This window comes from Agrobacterium sp. ST15.13.015, assembly GCF_027871645.1.
GTDB lineage: Bacteria > Pseudomonadota > Alphaproteobacteria > Rhizobiales > Rhizobiaceae > Agrobacterium > Agrobacterium leguminum.
Genome location: NZ_JAQAHF010000017.1, coordinates 48,709 through 66,526, shown reverse-complemented (window position 1 = coordinate 66,526; position 17,818 = coordinate 48,709). Strand labels below are relative to the sequence as shown.

Sequence of the window (17,818 nt, the reverse complement as noted above, 5' to 3'; positions counted from 1 at the left end):
ATCCAATGGTGACCTGCCCGCACTACGCTTTTGTCGTGCCAAAGGAGGCCCTTCGAGAAGTTGCCTGGGCGGGTCTCCAGAATTCAACGTCGGTTTCGATCTTGGTTTGCCAATACATTGCGGATTGAGAAACTGGAATGAATCCGCTGGACGCCGGGCAACTTCGATAGGATTTCTTTATGAATGCCTTCAAACTCGCCCGCATTCGCGACGTCCACCCGAAGAAAGTAGTCCGAGCCGCCAGTCATCAAATAACATTCGCGGACCTCTGGGTGCTTTCGGACGGCAGCTTCGAAGCGATCCAAATAGTCTTCGGTCTGCTTTTCTAGAGTGATGTTGATGATGACGGCGATTGTAGCCTCTGCGTTCGACGCATCGACTAGTGTCGTGTAGCCGCGGATGATCCCGGCATGTTCCAAGTTTTTTATTCGTCTCAAGCACGCGGAGGGGGAAAGCCCCACTTCGGCAGCGAGATCGACATTGCTCATGCGAGCGTTCAGTCGAAGGAACCGCAAAATGTTTCGGTCGATCGCGTCGATTGAGGACATTGCAGAATATTCCAAAAACTCGCTGATAATTGCGGAGTATGGACAAATAGGCAATAATAAACTGCACAGTGGCAGGAAATTTGTCAATCGTTTCAATAGACTTCTGGAAACGAGGGCAAGGCATGAACAGTGTGATTCCGCACTTCTGCATTCGCGAGATGACGAGTGCAGTTGGAGCATCCGGCTATCTTACCATCGATCTCGGCGGCCTCCGCCGTAACTACGAGAAGCTTTCCGCCTCGGTTTCCCCGGCGAAGGCGGCCGCAGTGATCAAGGCCGACGCCTACGGACTAGGCGCCACGAAAGTCGCAGCCACGCTTTTTGCCGCCGGCTGCCGGCATTTCTTCGTCGCTCACTTCTGCGAGGCGACCGAGATCAAGCCACACCTTTCCGAGGAAGCCCGCATCTTTGTCCTCAACGGTCTTCAGCCGGGCAACGAACCACCAGCTGCGGAGGCCGGCATCATTCCGGTGCTGAACTCGATGGAACAGCTGCACCGATGGACCGCGACCGCACGCGCGCTCAGTCATCGTCTGCCCGCCGTACTGCAATTCGACACCGGCATGTCGCGGCTGGGCTTTCCGCCGGAAGAACGCGCCCTTCTGGCCGAAGAACTGCGTAACAATCAGGACATCGAAATCCTGTTTATCATGAGCCATCTGGCCTCGGCCGACGACGCAGATAGCCAGCAGAACGGCGACCAGCTCTCGGAAATGCGCCAGATCGCTGAAGAGTTTCCTGCATTCAGCGTCTGCTTTGCCAATTCAGGCGGTGTCTTCCTCGGCAGCGAATATCACGGCACGCTCGTTCGCCCTGGTATCGTCCTTTATGGCGGCGCGCCGAACAACGGCGGAACCAATTCGATGGAACCAGTTGTCCGCCTCGACGTGGCGGTGATCCAGACCCGGACCGTTCCCGCCGAGGCTCGGGTCGGCTATGGCGCAACACATGTTACCAAGACCGAGGCACGGCTTGCGACGCTTGCTGCCGGCTATGCCGACGGGCTGCCGCGCAGCCTCAGCGATCGCGGCGCCGTCTACTACAATGGCGTGCGCCTGCCGATCGTCGGCCGCGTATCGATGGACAGCATAACGATCGATATTTCCGCCCTGCCCGCCGGCACGCTTTCACTGGGCAGCCTGGTCGAAGTCATCGGCCCGAGCCAGACGCTGGAGATGCTGGCGGCAGACGCCGGAACGATCTCCTACGAAATGCTGACCAGTCTCGGCCATCGCTACCGTCGCCAATACCGCTAACAATTCTCTTCCGTCATTGAGGCATTCATGAAAGTCATCGTACTTGGCGCCGGCGTAGTCGGCGTGACGTCCGCCTATCAGCTCGCGAAGGCCGGACATGAGGTCATCGTCGTTGACCGCCAGCTCGGCCCGGCACTCGAAACAAGCTTCGCCAATGCCGGCGAAGTATCGTTCGGCTATTGCTCCCCCTGGGCCGCACCCGGTATTCCGCTGAAAGCCATGAAGTGGCTGTTCATGGAACACGCGCCGCTGATCCTGCGTCCGAAACTCGACATGGCCATGCTGTCGTGGATGTTCAAGATGCTGGCGAACTGCACCACGGAGCGCTACGCGATCAACAAGAGCCGCATGCTCCGCCTCGCCGACTACAGCCGGACGGCTCTTGCCGCCGTGCGCGAGGAAACGGGCCTTGCCTATGACGAGCGCATGCAGGGAACGCTGCAGCTTTTCCGCACGCAGGACCAGCTCGACGCTTCCGCCAAGGACGTGAAGGCGCTTGCCGCAGACGGCATCCCATATGAAGTTCTGGATCCGGATGGCTGCATTCGGGTTGAACCGGCTCTCCGGCACGTCCGCGAAAAGATCGTCGGGGGTCTGCTGACGCCAAAGGACGAAACAGGAGACTGCTTCAAGTTCACCAATGCGCTGGCCGAAAAGGCCGCGGCACTTGGCGTCTGGTTCCGGTATGGCACCACCGTCAAGGGCTTCGACATCGAAAGCGGCCGCGTACGTGGCATCGTGACGGACGGAGCGCCGGTGCACGGCGATGCCGTGGTCGTGGCGCTCGGGAGCTATTCGCCGTTGCTGCTCAAGCAGGTCGGCATCAAGCTACCGGTCTATCCGGTCAAGGGTTACTCCCTGACGATCCCGATCACGGATGCCACCCGCGCACCGGAATCGACCGTCATGGACGAAACCTATAAGATCGCCATCACCCGCCTCGGCGACCGCATCCGCGTCGGCGGTATGGCCGAAATCTCAGGCTATACCAACGACCTCGGTGCTACCCGCCGCCGCACGCTCGAGCATTCCGTAACCGATCTCTTCCCCGGTGGGGACGTGTCCCAGGCGCTCTTCTGGTCCGGTCTTCGTCCAATGACGCCGGATGGCACACCCGTTATCGGTCCGACAAAAGTCCAGGGACTGTTCCTCAACACTGGCCACGGCACGCTCGGCTGGACGATGAGCTGCGGCTCCGCCCGCGTCATCAGCGATCTGGTCAGCGGCCGCAAGGCTGAAATCGATGCAACCGACCTCGCGATCAGCCGCTACGCCTGATTCATCGTCATTCAAACCTTACAAACGCAGGAGACGCAAATGCTGACTGAAATCTCTACAACTGATGCTCCCGGTGCCGTTGGCCCATTCTCGCAGGCAATCAGGGTTGGAAATCTCCTGTTTGTCTCGGGTCAGCTTCCAATCGATCCTTCGACCGGTGAATTCAAATCCGATGACCCAGTTGTTCAGGCAGAGCAGTGCCTTCGCAATATCGAAGCGATTGCAAAGGCCGCCGGAACGGATCTGGCAGCGACAGTAAAGACGACAGTTCTCCTTACCGACATAGGACAATTCGCAGACGTGAATCGTGTCTATTCCACCTTCTTCAGGAAGCCGTATCCCGCTAGAGCATGCTATGAAGTCGCAGCCCTGCCGAAGGGTGCTAAGGTTGAGATCGAAGCAGTCCTTGCTCTGCCGTAAGGCACTAGCCAAGATTTGCCAAATCACGATCGGCAACGTTCCAATTCACGCTTGTGTCACCTGTATAATAAGTTGACGCAAGCGATGCGCAATCCGGTTTGAAGCTTCCCCTGTATCTGTCCTGCGTCGCGTGCCTTCTGGCCTGCCAGACTTTCACTGTTCCATCGGAATAGTACGACCGGGATTCATGATTCCGTTGGGATCGATCAGTTCTCGAATGGACTGCATCAGTTTGATTTCGGATCCGTTTCGGCTGTACCGGAGCCACGGCAGCTTGTCGGACCCGATCCCATGTTCTGCAGAAACCGAGCCCCCCAGCTCTCGAACGGCTCCATAGACGGCAATCTCGATCTCTTGATCGAGGTCAGATTCAGCGCTGCTCACGGACAAGTGCAGTTTCCATCTCCCAAATGACCGAACCACAAGGTTTCGCGCTTTGGCCCGAGTACGCTGCTGATCGTTCTCAGCAACGTCTCCGTCTCGCTCACGCCAATGCTGATATCGAAACCGTGAAGTGTTGGAAAGTAACGGAAGAGTTCCGTATTGGCCTCGCGCAGAGCCCAGAAGTCGTTCGCTTGAGATTCGGATTGGGCGACCACCCTATCAAGAATCACTCCTCGCTCTGCCATTGCCTTCAGACCGGCAAGAAGTGCGTTGGACAGCGCAGTCCCCTCCCATCCGCGGGTTTTACCAGAAGGACGAGTTGGTCGTTGACCGGGATCTTTTGCAAGGGATCAAGACCTGTCACTTGCTTAGCGAATCTCCAATAGTCTGGCCACATCCCCTCGATAGCGGCGAGACCTTTCTTGCGCTCCAAAGATCGGAACACTTGGCGCGCAGCAGCAACATCTTGAACCAACAGCAAGGCGACAGCTCTTGCCGGTTCCAATTCGACCAGGCGGAGAACCGCTCGGGTAATGATGCCGAGCATCGAGCGCTTCTACAATCCGAAGCGACGCCATTCGACACTGGGCTATCTCAGCCCGATGGAATTTGAAAACAAGGTCGGATTAGCTTAACTCGGTGTCCGAAAACCCGGCAGTAGGCCAAAACGCCGATGCCGAGGGCCGACGTTTACGACCAGCCTCTCTTGCTTGCTTGATCCATTTCCTCAAAAGGTTGGCATTGATACCGTGGTCCAGTGCAATCCGCGAAACCGACGCAGCCGGCTCGAGGCTCGCCGCAACAAGGCGTGCCTCCGACGCTGCGTCATGCCGCTGTCCGCCGTTTCGCAAAATCCGCCGGATAACCAGCCGACCTTCATCACTCTCAATCACTTGGTGTCCATCTCCGTTAGGTGGACACTTCATGCAGCACGGCACTCAAGGACAAAAGGTGCACGGAAATTCGCGCTTATGATCAATTCCTGTATGAGCTAGGAAACACCATGTCCTGATCGACCACGACGTTGAACTTGTATCCGGGCCGGATCTCCAGCGTGGGCTGAACATTGAGGTTCCGGCTGATCGTCTGCTCGGCGACGCGCCCGAAGCTTTCCGCAAAATTCCGCCTTGCGGCATCCGAGGCCGTCTCTTGTGTCGCCAGGGTCGAGCTTTCAGGCATCGAGGCATCGATGCCTGTCCCGATCAGCGCGATTAGCACCGCCGAACCGAAAGTTCGGAAGTAATGGTTGTTCACCTTGTCATGGAAGCCGCCATATCCCTCGGCATCCGTGCCGGCCATGCCGCCGATTTGCAGTGTTGAGCCGTTCGGGAAGATCAGGTCAGTCCAGACAACCAGAACGCGGCTTTGCCCGAACGAAACCTTGCTGTCATATCGGCCGAACAGTTTGGCGCCTTGCGGGATCAGCAGCCGGTGGCCGGTGGCGCTGTCATAGACGTTCTGGCTGACCTGCGCCGTGATGCGGCCCGGAAGGTCCGAATTGACGCCCGTGATCAGCGTCGCCGGGATCACCGAACCGCGCTTCAGCTCAAAGAGCGATTGTTGCGGCACGACGCGATTGGGCAGATAGCCGAGCTCCTTGAGATCGCTGTTGAAGAAATCCTCTTTCGAGCGTTGGCCATTCTGATCGGCGTCCTGGCCGGTCAGGCCGTTCTGGAGTGCTGTGGCATAAAGGTCGGGCAAGGCGGCGCTGGTGTTCGACGCCACTGTGCTCTTGTCGGCCGATGCCTGATCGCTTGATTTCGCATTCGTCTGCAGCTTGCCGCGGTCGATCGCGATCGGGGCGTCATAGGCGGCATCGCTCGCCTGCAGCCGTGCCATACGCTGCCGTTGTCGCTCGCGTAGATATTGCTCCTGTTGCTCACGCTGCAGACGCGCCCGCCAGACCGCCTGCGGTTCGAGTTCCTGCGTCTTTGGTGTCTCTTCCTTGCTCGCCGGTTGCGCCACAAAGGGATTGGCGGATTTGTCATCGCTTTTCTCGACCGGCGTCGGCTGGAACGTCATCTGCTGTTCGGGATCGCCAATGATGCCGTCTGTGACACCGCGCTTTATCTGATCGGCGAAGGTCGAGGCGGGCGTTCCGCTGCTGGTCTCCAGGCCCGCATCCTTGTTGAAGAACAGTCCGCGCGTGGAAAGCCCGTAGAAGATGATGCCGAGGAAGGCGGTCACCAGCACGATCACGATGACGATCGGCAGACGATTGATCCGGCGCATGCCCGTTTGCGCCTGCTCGTTGGCGGCGGCGCCAAGTTTGAGGGACTGTACCATGGTATCCTCCCCTCAACCGCGTTTCAGGAGCGAAAGCGCGCTTGCCGGCGCAGCACCGTTGGCCGTTATCGCATAGGCGCGTCCGAGTTCGACCGTATCGGTCGAGAGCCGGGCGAGCACCTGTCCCTCGAAGGGCACGACCACATAGGCGAGCGGAATGACGTTTGTGCCTTGATCCGTCTTCTGGTCGGTGACGACGGCATAGCCCCAGCCTTTCAGCGCCGCTTCCAGCGCCTGTCCGAAGGGCGAGCCATCGGGTTTCAGTACAATCGTCGCCTTGCCCGGTCCGATCTGTTCGGCGAGCTGGCTCACCATGTCGCCGGCGATCGCACTTGCCGCCGGACCGGAGATGTACGGCCGCGCGTCGCTCTCCAAAAGCCCGCCGACCCCCGACGACTGGCATCCGGAAAGGAGGAGGACGAGGGTGCAAGCCGAGGCTAAGCTGCGGAGGAGGCGGGGAAGGAGGATGCGCATCACCGCCCTCCTCGTCTGATCGTGACCTTCTGCTGTCTCCAGCCGACACCCGAGACGAGCACAGCGCGGTCGACATTGTAGTCGACGATCATCATGTCGTTCTTCATCCGGTAATTGACGATCCGGTTCTGCCCACCGGAAACGACGAACAGAACCGGCGCATCCTCGCCAGAGATCCTGCGCGGAAACTGGATGTAGGTCTTCTCGCCGTCGCTATAGACGCGCGTCGGCCGCCAGCCGGCGCTGCCCGAGACGGAATAGGCAAAACTCAGCCGCTCCGGGGGGATGCCGGCGCCAGGAATGGTGCTCGCCTCCAGTCTCGCATTGATGTCTGCGAGTTTGGCCGACACGTCCTCGGGATATTCGAAGCCTACGCGTGCCATATATTGGGTCGGATGGGATTTGAGCTGGATATGGTAGGTGCGCCGAGAGGTCGTCACCACCATGGAGGTGACAAGGCCTGGCTCTGACGGCTTGACGATCAGATGGATCGCCTGGCCGCCGGCAGCCCCCGATGTCGCAGGTTCGACCTTCCAGCGCACCGTATCGCCGACGAGCACATCGCGTACCACTTCACCCGGCTGCAGCTCGATGTCGCAGACCTGCAAGGGGGAGCAGACGACCGAGGGCTGGACCTCGCCATAGAGGAAAATGACCTTGCCGTCTTCACCCCTCGTCACCAGCCCGCGGTGGCCCCGCCACTTGCCGGAAATGTCGATCCCCTTCGCCTCGTTGGCGGAGACGTCAGCGGCAAGCGCCGCGGTGGATACGGCATCAGCGAGGATCAGGCCGCTTGCCAGCGCAAGCATCGGTCCGGCGCGGCGGATGGTCGTTCTCATAATCATCATTGGCCGGCCTTTCAAAGCTGTGCAGTCCAGTCGAAGTCGCGGAGATAAAGACCGATCGGGTTGAGGCGGATGACGGCCTCGTCCTGGGGCGGGGTGAGTGTCACCGTGGCGATGCCGCGAAAGCGGCGTTGGGCCGTTTCCTTGCCCTTGCGGTCGCGTTCGAACTCGGTCCAGTCGATCTGGTAGGACTGGTTCGAGAGCGCCACGACATTGTTGACCTCGATGGCGACCGTCGCGGATTTCGCCTTTTCGAAGGGCGAGTTCGACCGGAACCAGGCATTGATCTTTTCGGTCGCCGGATCGGAGGTTCGTAGCAGCGCATAGGTCCGGTCGATATACCGCTTCTGGACCACGGCGTCGGGCGTCACGGAGCGGAAGTTCGACACGAAGCCGGCAAGGGTGGCGCGCACCACGCGCGGGTCGGCATATTCGATCTGTTGCGGGAATCCGGTCGTCACCGCCGAGCCGAGCTTGTCGACCTCGACGATATAGGGAACGAGCTTGACCTCGGTGCTCTGATAAAGCGCATAGGAAAAGCCGATGACCGCCATGACCATGCCAGTGATACCGACGATGCGCCATGATGACGCCGCCTTCACATAGGAGCCGTAGCGCTCGTTCCATTCGTTGCGGGCAGCGAGATAGGGGTTGTCGGGCGGAATGCGGTGAGACATGCGGGCATCAGCTTTCGGTTAGGTGTTTTCGGGGAGGGGCGGCGGAGGCGATGTCGCCGGCTTGCCGGATTTGCGCGACTGGTCGAGCTTGGCGTTGGCAAGACCGAGCAATGAGCCCGCATAGGCGCCGGGCGAGGCGATCGCCTTTTCCTTCGCCGCCGATCCGATGGCGCCGGCTGCCCCGCCGATACCGGCTTCCATACCTTTCAGCGCCGCACCCGCAAGCGAGGCTCCGCCGGCTCTTGCCGCGCCCGCTGCCTGGTAACCCCTGTTTGCGGCCCCGGTGGTGAGGAAGGCCGCACCCGCTGCAAACGAGGCAGCCTGTCCGCCATGGCGGATCGCCTCCATGCCACCGGAGACCGACGCGCCCTGTACCACGCCCTGGATGATCGGCGGCACATACATGGCGATGACGAACACCACGACGGAAATGCCGGCGATCGCGAGCGTCGTGATGAACTGGTCGGAGGTCGCGGTCGGAGCTTCGGCAAGGCCCAGCAGGATGTCGGAACCGATCTTGGCGATCATCACCAGTGCCATCAGCTTCATGCCGACGCTGAAGGCATAGACGAGATACCGGATCGCGAAATCCTTCGTATAGGACGAACCGCCGAGCCCGAGCATGATCATGCCGGCGAGCAGGCCGATATACATTTCCACCATGACGGCGACGAAGATCGCGGCGACAAGCGAGAAGGAGACGACGACCACGATCATGGCGAAGACGGCGGCGATCGCCAGCGCATTGTCCTCGAAGACGCCGAACTTCGCCTGTTCCGACATTTTCGAGGCGACGCGAATGCCGGCGTCGAAGATATTCGCCGGCGATGCCGATCCACCGCCGGCGCCGATCTGGTAGAGGCTGTCGACGATCGCCTTGCCGAAGGCCGGCCCCTGATCGAGGATGAAGGCGAAAAGCCCGATGAACAGGATGCGACGGACGAGTTCGGCAAACCAGGCATCGAGCGAGGCGGCGTTGATCGCAAGCCAGACGGCGGCAATCCCGACCTCGATGCCGGCGAGAATCCAGAACAGCGACCGCGCGGCGTTCATGATCGTCGTTTCCCATCCCTTGGCCGCGGCCGAAACCTGGTTCTCGAGGGTGGTGAGGACCGCGCCCTGCTGCGCAAAGGCCGGCGCGGTCGCCAGCAGGACGATGGCGATCGCGATAAAGACGAGTTCGAGTCTGCGGGAGGGTCGGACGATCACCATCGGGGTTTCATCTCCTGCCCGCCGCGCACGTCGCGCTCCGGATCGATGCTGAAGAACTTTTCCCGATATTTCCGACGATCGGCGTCGGAGACAGGATGCGTGGCGGATGCGCCGGCTCCGACGCCAGACTGGGCGACGGCCCGAGGCTGGATCAAGATCCAGCTCACTCCGGCGCCAAGCGCGACGATGGCCGCGAGCGCAAGGGCAATGATCAGACGCGGGCTCACCAGCGCGGCTCCATCGTCTGGCCGCCGCGGATATCGGTCTCGGGCGCGTTAAAGAACTGTTCGCGCCGCGCCTGGGCCAAGTCCTTTTGCGCCTGTTCCGACTGATACCAGGTCCCCATCATGGTCATCTGTTGCGAGACGAGTCCGCGCAGCTTCTGCATCTGCGCCACCTGCTGGGTGGCGATCTCATGGCCGACCTGGAGCGCCTTCATCTGGCCGTCGGCGCTTTCGGACATGGACCGCAGTGAGGACATCGTGCTCTCTTCGGTGGAAAACTGCTCGGCGGTCAGATTGGCTGCCCTCAGCGTGCCGGCGATCGTGTCCCGGTTGGTGTCGGACCAGGACTGATAGGTGGTGGAAAAACTCGCCTGGTCGGGCAGGCCGCTCTTCAACTCGGCATAGCTCTGGAACCGTTGCCTGAGCGTGTCATCGATATTGCCCATCGAGAATGCGATCCCCTGCCCCTGCCCGACGATGCTCTTGAGACTGTTGAGATCGCTTTCGACCTCACCCCAGACATGGGTCGGCAGCTGCGCCGTGTTCTGCAGCATGTTTTCGTAGATCCTCAGCTGGTTCTGGATCTGCTCGGCCAGCTGATTGATCTGGGTGATCTGGTTGTTCACCTGCTCGGCCGATTTGCCGACCAGCGAGATCAGCTCGGCATTGTTGGCGAGCTGGGTGAACTCCGTCGCCTCGCCGGTCACACCACCCGCCCGGACCGGGACAGGCATCGAGACCGACGCGACGACAGCCATCGCCAGGGCGGCAACGGTGATGCGCCGGTCAGGCGCTGTGAAGATATGTTTGCGCATGGGCAATCCCCCTTTGCTGCAGCCAGTGAAGAGGCCAGTCGGCCCCGTGTTCGAGGCGAAGCGCACGGATGCGCTTCAGGTCTTCCTTTCCGGATGCGCCGACGAGGGAGAGCGCCACCGGACCGAGCGCCATGTCGAAGAGCCGGCGTCCGTCTGGTGACGAGACGTAATATTCGCGCTTCGGAAGCGCGGTTGCGACGATCTCGATCTGCCGTTCATTGAAGCCGATCCGCTCGTAGAATTCCCGCGTGCCGGGTTCACGCGCCGCCCCGTTCGGCAGGCAGATCTTGGTTGGGCAGCTTTCCTTCAGGACATCGATGATGCCGGAGCGTTCCGCATCCGAGATCGATTGGGTGGCTAGCACCACCGCGCAATTAGCCTTGCGCAACACCTTCAGCCATTCGCGGATCTTGTCGCGGAAGAGTGGATGGCCGAGCATCAGCCAGGCCTCGTCGAGGATGATGAGGCTTGGGGCGCCCGTCAGCCGCTTCTCGACCCGGCGGAACAGATAGGTGAGCACCGGCACCAGGTTGCGCTCGCCCATGTTCATGAGCTCTTCCACCTCGAAGCACTGGAAGGCGCCGAGCGTCAGGCCGTCTTCTTCCGCGTCGAGCAGTTGGCCCATCGGCCCGTCAACGGTGTAATGATGCAGCGCGTCCTTGATCTCGCGCATCTGTACGCCGCTCACGAAATCCGACAGCGACCGGCCGCGCGAACTCGCCATCAATCCGATCTGTCGCGAAATGGCGTTGCGGTGGTCGGGCGTCACCGTGACCCCCTGAAGAGCCACCAACGTCTCCAGCCATTCGGCCGCCCAGGCGCGATCGCCATCGGTTGCGAGCCCGGCGAGCGGGCAAAAGGCGAGGCTCGCGGAAGCCCCCTCCCCTTCTCCGCTTGTATCGCCGCCGATCTCATAATGATTGCCGCCGACCGACTCGGTGAGCGGCAACATCGAGCGACCCTTGTCGAAGGCGAAGACCTGCGCGCCGGCATAGCGGCGGAACTGTGCGGCGATCAGCGAGAGCAGCGTTGATTTGCCCGAGCCGGTCGGACCGAACACCAGCGTATGGCCGACATCGTCGACATGCAGGTTCAACCGGAACGGGGTCGAGCCGGATGCCACCTGCATCAGCGGCGGTGCTCCCGGCGGATAGAAGGGGCAAGGGGCAACCGGGCTTCCCGACCAGACCGAGTTCAATGGCACGAGATCGGCGAGATTGCGGGTGTTGATCAGCGGCTCGCGGATATTGGCATAGGACACACCGGGAAGACTGCCGAGAAAGGCGTCGGTCGCATTGAGCGTCTCGATCCGGGCGCCGAACCCTTCCGCCTGGATCAGGCGGCGGACGGCCTCGCACTTTTCCTGCAGACGCGTCTGTTCGTCGTCGAAGAGGACGATGACGGGCGTGTAGTAGCCATAGGCGGTGAGTTGAGAGGCCGCTTCCGCGATCGCGTCCTCCGTTTCGGCCACCATCAGCATGGCGTCCTGGTCGAGCGAGCGGCTTTGCGTCTGAAAGAGCTGATCGAAGAAGGGCCGAACCTTCTGCTGCCACTTCTGGCGGGTGCGCTCCAGCCGGGCGCGCGCTTCTTGTTCGTCCAGGAAGACGAAGCGGGACGACCAGCGATAGGTGAGAGGCATTAGATCGAGGGCGTTGAGGATCCCCGGCCAGCTTTCCGCCGGCAGGCCGTCGATCGCCACGACGCCGAGAAACCGGTTCTCGACGGTCGGCGTCAGCCCGTGCTGCAACTCGGCCGTCACCAGCCAGTCGAGATACATCGGAATGTCGGGCAGGCGGACGGGATGGTTTTCGCCGGTTACACAGAAACGGATGAACTGGAAGAGGTCGTCGTAACGCGCGGTCCGCAAACCGCCGCGCTCCTCGACCTCCTGCGTGAGCATGCGGCGGATGGAAATGACATTGGCGAGATACTGTTCGACCTCGCGGATCGAGCTCGAAAACGCGTCGAGCGCTCCGTCAGCATAGGTGGTGGAGCGGCTGGCGGCATCCGAATAGACGTAGCGGGTCAGTCCGGAGCGTCGCGGTTCGGGTGGCCGCCAGGTCAGGATCAGCGCATGCCGGCTTTCGAAATGCCCCTTCTCTCGTTCGAAATGCGCCCGCCGCTCCGCGTCGATCGCGCGCGTCACCGCATCGGGGAAATGGCAATCCTCCTCGGCCGGATAATCGGTCGTCGGCACGCGCACCGCCTCCACCTGGATCATCCAGCCGGAGCCGAGACGGGCAAGGATCGCGTTGATCTGGCGGCTGACCTCGTTTCGCTCGGCCTCCGTCGAGCTTTCGCTGTCCGGTCCCGCGAAATACCAGCCCGCCATTAGGCTGCCGTCCTTCAAGAGCATGACGCCATTGTCGACGAGCCCGGCATAGGGAACGAGGTCGGAAAACGAGGGTCCGGACGGACGGAAAGGCTTCAAAGCTACCATGGTCGCGGCCTCAATAGCGCCGCCACGGCGTCGACGTGGCGCGGTAGCAGGACCTGTAGGATATGTGCTGGAGATAGACCCGGCGCATCAGCGGATCGGCTTTCGCCATGATGCGAAGTCCGCCGATCGCCACGAGCCACAGCGCCATCCCGAAGATCGCCGCATACCAGGTGAGCACGACGAAGATCAGGATCACGGCCGCAAGACCCGAGAGCAGCACGAGTTCACGATCGGCGCCCATCAGGAGATTGGGGCGCGACAGGGCGCGGTGGATGCGCGAGCGGACGAGGTTGGAGCCGGTCTCAGCCATGAGCCCCCTCCCCTTCCCGGCCGAGGACGGCGGTCTGCGTGGTTGGGGTTTCCGACGTCACCGGCTCGAGGCTTCCGATCGAAGCGCCGGTCGCTCCGAATAGGGCGACGATCTGGGTGGCCCCAAGCAGCACGCCGCCGACGAGCGCGATGTAGCAAAGGCGCCGCGCAAAATCGTTGAGTTCGCCGCCGAAGATCAGCATGCCGCCGGCGATCGCGACGGCGGCCAGCGCAATGAAGCCCGCGACCGGGCCGGTGATCGATTGCTGGATCTGCTGGAGCGGACCTTCCCAAGGCAGTCCGCCGCCGCCCGATGAGGCAAGCGCGGGCGAAACCAGCATCAGCGACAACAGGAAAACGGTAAAGCATGTGGTCAATGCATGATGACGCTTAGGCGGCATGGATATCCTCATCGATCTGGGCGTAATGTTCAGTCTGATAGGTCGTGCCCCGGAACCCCTCAACATGGATGACGTCGCGGACGCGTCGGCTTCGTCCGCTCCGCTCGATCGAGACAACGACATCGACCGCCTCGCCGATCACCTCGCGCATCGGCTGCTGGCTCACCTCGGCCGTGAGCTGCTCCAGACGCCGCAGAGCTGACATCGCCGTATTGGAGTGAACGGTGGTGACGCCGCCGGGATGGCCGGTGTTCCAGGCCTTGAGCAACGTCAGCGCCGCCCCGTCGCGCACTTCGCCGACGATGATCCGGTCGGGTCTGAGCCGCATCGTGCTTTTGAGGAGCCGCGCCATATCGACACTGTCGCTGGTGTGCAGCAGGACCGCATTCTCGGCTTTGCATTGGATTTCGGCGGTGTCCTCGAGAATCACCATGCGATCGTCAGGCGCGGTTTTGACGATCTCAGCGATGACGGCGTTGGCAAGCGTCGTCTTGCCGGAGCCTGTTCCGCCGGAGATCACGATGTTCAAGCGCGATGCGATTGCGTTTCTGAGCACCGAGGCCTGCGCCTCGGTCATGATCTCGCTCTTCACATAGTCGTCGAGCGGGATCAGCCGTGACGCGCGGCGGCGGATCGTGAACATTGGTGCGGAAACCACAGGCGGCAACAGGCCTTCGAAACGATGGCCGCCGATCGGCAACTCGCCGGAGATGATCGGCTGCTCGTGATCGGCCTCCGACTGCAGCGCATGCGCCACGCTGCCGATGACCACCTCGGCGGCCGCGGGCGTCATCTCGCCGGCCGGCGCGACACCGTGGCCGAGCCGTTCGATGAACAGGCGCCCATCCGGGTTCAGCATGATCTCGACGACGGTCGCGTCGTCGAGGGCCACGCAAAGCTGGTCGCCAAGCGCGTCCTGGAGTTTGCGGACAAGCCGGGAATGAGAACGAAGCTGGGTCATGCCGCGCTCCTGGCCGAGGCGGCACCGATTCCGGAGAAGGAGGATCGGTAACCGGCCGGTCGGACGCGCTCGAAGCTTGCGTAGTCGGCCCGCAGGCTGCCTGCGACCGCCATCGTGTTGCCGATCGCCACAGGTTTGCCCAGTCGCGTCATCGGCCAGCCGGCGCGTTTCAGGATGCGCTCGAAGCGAAGGTCGGTCGCGGTGACGATCTCGCTGTAGCCGTTTACCATCGACCACTCGATGATGCCGGCAAACATGGTTAGCGTCGCAAGGTGAAGGTGCCCTTCCCTCCCCGCCTCAAGCGAGGTGTCGACGCAAAAGCGCGAGCTTTCGATCATCCCGGCACGGGCCTTCAAATCTCCCTCCTCCAGCAACTGGGGAAACGTGTCCTGCAGCATGGTGGGGCCGGTTGCGGGAAGGAGACGTGCCGAGCCGCAGACCGTGCCGGATTTGGTGGCGAGGATATAGGTGGGCCTAAGATCGTCGTACTCGTCCCGTTCACCGTGGCCGGTGGTCGTCACCTCCCAGCCGAGGCGCGATCCGAAGACATTTGCCCGAAGGCAATGCATCTCTTTGAGCAGGCCGGAATACTGCCCGTGGAGGTCCGGCGTAACGGCAATCAAGCGCATGATCCCCTCCGTGAGAATCGATTTGCGCCGATAGAAATCACCACGGTTCGGCTGTGGCTATGTGCAGATCTGCATATCGGTGATTCTGCCGAATCGCGGTTTAGTGACGCTGATGAGGCCCTCGCACATGTGGATGAGACATGCAGATCTGCAGATCGAGAAAATTGGTGCTAACCCCTGTGGTTTAGCTAACCTACGGGAATCGTTACGTGAATCGCTGTTTCAAACGGGTAAGAGCCAAATGTGTTAAGGTTTCGTTAACCTTAAACTGCTGGACGCGCGGCTGGAATCATGCGCTATCTTTGACGGCAAAAGGGCATTAGATCGGCCTTTGCCCGTCAGAAAGGTCCAGTAGCAACAATGTCGAACTTAGCGAGAGCACAAATCGGCGAGGATCCCGCCGACAAAATCATTCGTCACGCGAGAACTCTCTCGTCCGAGTTGCAGGCCCGGCGCGAACAAATGTATCCGCCAAACGCCCAGAAGCAGCTCCGCTACTTCCTGACAAATGAAGTTTCCAAGCTCACGAACATCCCGGAATCGACTCTGAGAACGATGTCAATCGAGGGCAAGGGTCCAGTCCCGGCGCGGCTTGAAAACAATCACCGAGCATACACCTTGGAGCAGATCAACGAGTTGCGCGAGATATTCGCGCATTCTCGTCCGTCCGACGCCCGCCGCTTCTTGCCCCGCAGGCGCACTGGTGAACATTTGCAGGTGCTGGCGGTTGCAAACTTCAAAGGCGGTAGCGCGAAGACGACAACCAGCGCCCACTTGGCGCACTATCTCGCGCTACACGGGTTCAGGGTCCTCGCCATCGACCTGGATCCTCAAGCATCACTGTCCGCGATGTTTGGGGCCCAGCCGGAGATGGACGTCGATGACAATGAGACGATCTATGGAGCGCTGCGCTACGACGAGCATCGGCGCGCAATGCGTGACATCATTCGGCCGACATATTTTGCGGGAATTGATCTGATTCCGGGCAACATCGAGGTGATGGAGTATGAGCATGAGACCCCTCGGGCTCTCGCTGACCGTCGTATCGGCACTGGTGAAATCTTCTTTGAACGGCTCCGGCTTGCCATCGAGGAAGTGGAGAGCGACTACGACGTAGTGGTACTGGATACCCCCCCTTCCCTCGGGTTCCTCACCCTCGGCGCCATTTATGCCGCGACAGGGCTCATCGTGACCGTCCACCCCGCCATGCTCGACGTCATGTCGATGAGCCAGTTCCTGTTGATGATGGGTGACCTGATTGGCGTCATTCGCGACGCCGGTGCGAAAATGCAGCAGGACTTCCTTCGCTATCTCATCACTCGTCATGATCCTAACGACCAGTCACAGGTGCATGTCGTCGGTATGATGCGCAGCTTGTTTGGAGACGATGTTTTGACACCAACCGCTGTGGAGAGCAGTGCTGTCGAGACCGCGGGATTGGCCAAACGGACACTCTATGAACTGGAGCCAGGGAACATTGGCGCGAACACGGTCAAGCGCGCAAGAGAATCGATCGACTCCGTCAATCAGCGAATTGTCGATTTGATTGAACGAAGCTGGGGCAGGCCATGAGCAAGCAACCCGGACGGAAATCAATTCTCGCAAACTTCGCCTCCTACACTCCACAGCAGAGGGAGTTAGAGCAAGAAAATGCTCCGAGTGAGCCGACAACGTCGAGTTCGCGTGTTGCTGGGGTGATAGGTGCGACACAGCGCACGCTCGCAGAATTGCGGGAGGAGAGGGAAGAGTTGAAGGCCCAGCTCGAGGCGAGCGGCGAGCTGGAACTCGATCCGGAATTGGTCGACCCTTCCCCATTCCCTGACCGGCTGATTGACGACGATGAAGAGGCGTTCGAAGCCTTCAAGTTGCTTATCGCTTCAGAGGGACAAATGATGCCTATTTTGGTGCGGCGGCATCCTGCGGACCCGGCTCGATATCAGGTGAGTTATGGACACCGACGACTGCGCGCCGCACGCGAGCTTGGATTGAAGGTCAAGGCCAAGGTTGGAAGTCTTGATGATCGGCAGCTTGTCATCGCGCAAGGCATGGAGAATTCGGCGCGCCAGGATCTCACCTGGGCAGAGAAAGCATTGTTCGCGGCTGGGATGGAAACGGCAGGCGTCAAAGCTCGCGATATCCGTGCGGCTTTGGCCGTTGATGACCCTGAACTGGCAAGGTTCAGAACGGTTTGCCGGATAGTACCGGAAGATGTGATGAGAGCGATCGGCCGGGCGCCGAAGGCGGGACGGACACGATGGACTGCATTGGCAAAGGCCTGCTCTGACGACGACGCTGTCGACCGAGTGCGCAAAACCTTGGCAGATGCCAAGGGTTCTAAATCCGATGACCGATTTGTGCTGGCATTAAACGCAGCTGCCGCGAAAACGCGGAAAAAGTTGGAAACTGTGAACGTTGTGGATGCGAGCGGCAGTAAACTCGGGACCGCGAATTTCACGTCATCCGAAGTGCGGATAACGGTGGATCCCACTCATGCGCCGGGATTCGCTGAGTTTGTTCGGAGTGAATTACCCGCTCTTGTAGAGCGCTACAAAGCGAGTCGAGATTCATAAAATCTTGGCAGCTGCCAAGGTTCGTGCATGCGTGCCGATCCGCTCGATCGGGATAAAAGAGGAAAGGAAGCGAAGAACGACAAAAGCGA

General features: G+C 60.7%; 20 protein-coding genes and 2 pseudogenes. 6 read left to right on the top strand and 16 right to left on the bottom strand.

The window, feature by feature from the left end; translation table 11 throughout:
• Positions 1–83 precede the first annotated feature (83 nt).
• The gene (locus PIB16_RS22265) at positions 84–548 is read right to left on the bottom strand and encodes an Lrp/AsnC family transcriptional regulator (RefSeq protein ID WP_192321230.1); all 465 of its coding nucleotides are present in this window, start codon (positions 546–548) and stop codon (positions 84–86) included.
• 122 nt (positions 549–670) lie between these two features.
• On the opposite strand from PIB16_RS22265, the gene alr reads away from it, so the two are divergent.
• From alr to PIB16_RS22250, 3 genes are read left to right on the top strand one after another with little or no spacing between them, the layout of a single operon-like run.
• Positions 671–1,804 carry an alanine racemase gene (gene alr, locus PIB16_RS22260; RefSeq protein ID WP_192321228.1) on the top strand — a complete coding sequence of 378 codons (1,134 nt, stop codon included), beginning with the start codon at positions 671–673 and terminating at the stop codon, positions 1,802–1,804.
• A 27-nt stretch (positions 1,805–1,831) separates the two neighbouring features.
• Positions 1,832–3,082 (top strand): D-amino acid dehydrogenase, encoded by a 1,251-nt coding sequence (locus tag PIB16_RS22255; protein WP_192321226.1) that lies wholly within the window; start codon positions 1,832–1,834, stop codon positions 3,080–3,082.
• A 39-nt stretch (positions 3,083–3,121) separates the two neighbouring features.
• Positions 3,122–3,502 carry a RidA family protein gene (locus PIB16_RS22250; RefSeq protein WP_192321225.1) on the top strand — a complete coding sequence of 127 codons (381 nt, stop codon included), beginning with the start codon at positions 3,122–3,124 and terminating at the stop codon, positions 3,500–3,502.
• Positions 3,503–3,655: 153 nt separating this feature from the next.
• Here PIB16_RS22250 and PIB16_RS22245 read toward each other — a convergent pair.
• Both PIB16_RS22245 and PIB16_RS22240 read right to left on the bottom strand, forming a co-directional pair.
• Positions 3,656–4,131 (bottom strand): annotated as a pseudogene (locus tag PIB16_RS22245) (FAD-linked oxidase C-terminal domain-containing protein).
• Positions 4,132–4,136: 5 nt separating this feature from the next.
• Positions 4,137–4,433: a hypothetical protein gene (locus PIB16_RS22240; RefSeq protein ID WP_192321219.1), complete on the bottom strand. Its 297-nt coding sequence runs from the start codon at positions 4,431–4,433 to the stop codon at positions 4,137–4,139.
• Here PIB16_RS22240 and PIB16_RS26725 point away from each other — a divergent pair.
• A pseudogene (locus PIB16_RS26725) lies at positions 4,432–4,521 on the top strand (IS3 family transposase); the annotation flags it as partial. The gene PIB16_RS22240 and the pseudogene PIB16_RS26725 sit on opposite strands and share 2 nt — an antisense overlap.
• On the opposite strand, the gene PIB16_RS22235 reads toward PIB16_RS26725, so the two are convergent.
• The 13 genes from PIB16_RS22235 to traI are packed head-to-tail and all read right to left on the bottom strand — an operon-like array spanning position 4,513 to position 15,159.
• Positions 4,513–4,812 carry a transposase gene (locus PIB16_RS22235; RefSeq protein WP_246765511.1) on the bottom strand — a complete coding sequence of 100 codons (300 nt, stop codon included), beginning with the start codon at positions 4,810–4,812 and terminating at the stop codon, positions 4,513–4,515. The pseudogene PIB16_RS26725 and the gene PIB16_RS22235 sit on opposite strands and share 9 nt — an antisense overlap.
• 49 nt (positions 4,813–4,861) lie before the next feature.
• Positions 4,862–6,172: an IncP-type conjugal transfer protein TrbI gene (gene trbI, locus PIB16_RS22230; protein WP_192321215.1), complete on the bottom strand. Its 1,311-nt coding sequence runs from the start codon at positions 6,170–6,172 to the stop codon at positions 4,862–4,864.
• A gap of 12 nt (positions 6,173–6,184) precedes the next feature.
• Positions 6,185–6,646, bottom strand: a complete 462-nt coding sequence (gene trbH / locus PIB16_RS22225; protein WP_192321213.1) for a conjugal transfer protein TrbH — start codon at positions 6,644–6,646, stop codon at positions 6,185–6,187.
• Positions 6,646–7,491, bottom strand: a complete 846-nt coding sequence (gene trbG, locus PIB16_RS22220) for a P-type conjugative transfer protein TrbG (protein ID WP_442866792.1) — start codon at positions 7,489–7,491, stop codon at positions 6,646–6,648. Before trbG ends, trbH begins: the two co-directional genes overlap by 1 nt.
• A 14-nt stretch (positions 7,492–7,505) precedes the next feature.
• Positions 7,506–8,168: a conjugal transfer protein TrbF gene (locus PIB16_RS22215; RefSeq protein WP_112592692.1), complete on the bottom strand. Its 663-nt coding sequence runs from the start codon at positions 8,166–8,168 to the stop codon at positions 7,506–7,508.
• Between the two features lie 18 nt (positions 8,169–8,186).
• Positions 8,187–9,380 carry a P-type conjugative transfer protein TrbL gene (gene trbL / locus PIB16_RS22210; protein WP_112592694.1) on the bottom strand — a complete coding sequence of 398 codons (1,194 nt, stop codon included), beginning with the start codon at positions 9,378–9,380 and terminating at the stop codon, positions 8,187–8,189.
• Positions 9,374–9,607 (bottom strand): entry exclusion protein TrbK, encoded by a 234-nt coding sequence (trbK, locus tag PIB16_RS22205; RefSeq protein WP_112592696.1) that lies wholly within the window; start codon positions 9,605–9,607, stop codon positions 9,374–9,376. Before trbK ends, trbL begins: the two co-directional genes overlap by 7 nt.
• On the bottom strand, positions 9,604–10,362 hold the full coding sequence (trbJ, locus tag PIB16_RS22200) for a P-type conjugative transfer protein TrbJ (RefSeq protein ID WP_244713402.1): 759 nt from the start codon (positions 10,360–10,362) through the stop codon (positions 9,604–9,606). The genes trbK and trbJ overlap by 4 nt, the downstream gene beginning before the upstream one ends.
• A gap of 28 nt (positions 10,363–10,390) precedes the next feature.
• On the bottom strand, positions 10,391–12,859 hold the full coding sequence (locus PIB16_RS22195; protein WP_271046332.1) for a conjugal transfer protein TrbE: 2,469 nt from the start codon (positions 12,857–12,859) through the stop codon (positions 10,391–10,393).
• A 10-nt stretch (positions 12,860–12,869) separates the two neighbouring features.
• On the bottom strand, positions 12,870–13,169 hold the full coding sequence (locus PIB16_RS22190; RefSeq protein ID WP_192321205.1) for a conjugal transfer protein TrbD: 300 nt from the start codon (positions 13,167–13,169) through the stop codon (positions 12,870–12,872).
• Positions 13,162–13,569: a conjugal transfer pilin TrbC gene (gene trbC / locus PIB16_RS22185; protein ID WP_192321203.1), complete on the bottom strand. Its 408-nt coding sequence runs from the start codon at positions 13,567–13,569 to the stop codon at positions 13,162–13,164. Before trbC ends, PIB16_RS22190 begins: the two co-directional genes overlap by 8 nt.
• Entirely contained in the window at positions 13,559–14,530 is a 972-nt protein-coding gene (trbB, locus tag PIB16_RS22180) for a P-type conjugative transfer ATPase TrbB (RefSeq protein ID WP_192321201.1), read from the bottom strand. The genes trbC and trbB overlap by 11 nt, the downstream gene beginning before the upstream one ends.
• Entirely contained in the window at positions 14,527–15,159 is a 633-nt protein-coding gene (gene traI, locus PIB16_RS22175) for an acyl-homoserine-lactone synthase TraI (protein WP_192321199.1), read from the bottom strand. Before traI ends, trbB begins: the two co-directional genes overlap by 4 nt.
• A gap of 360 nt (positions 15,160–15,519) precedes the next feature.
• On the opposite strand from traI, the gene repA reads away from it, so the two are divergent.
• Positions 15,520–16,731, top strand: a complete 1,212-nt coding sequence (gene repA, locus PIB16_RS22170; protein ID WP_192321198.1) for a plasmid partitioning protein RepA — start codon at positions 15,520–15,522, stop codon at positions 16,729–16,731.
• Positions 16,728–17,729 carry a plasmid partitioning protein RepB gene (gene repB, locus PIB16_RS22165; protein ID WP_192321196.1) on the top strand — a complete coding sequence of 334 codons (1,002 nt, stop codon included), beginning with the start codon at positions 16,728–16,730 and terminating at the stop codon, positions 17,727–17,729. Before repA ends, repB begins: the two co-directional genes overlap by 4 nt.
• Positions 17,730–17,818: the final 89 nt, after the last annotated feature.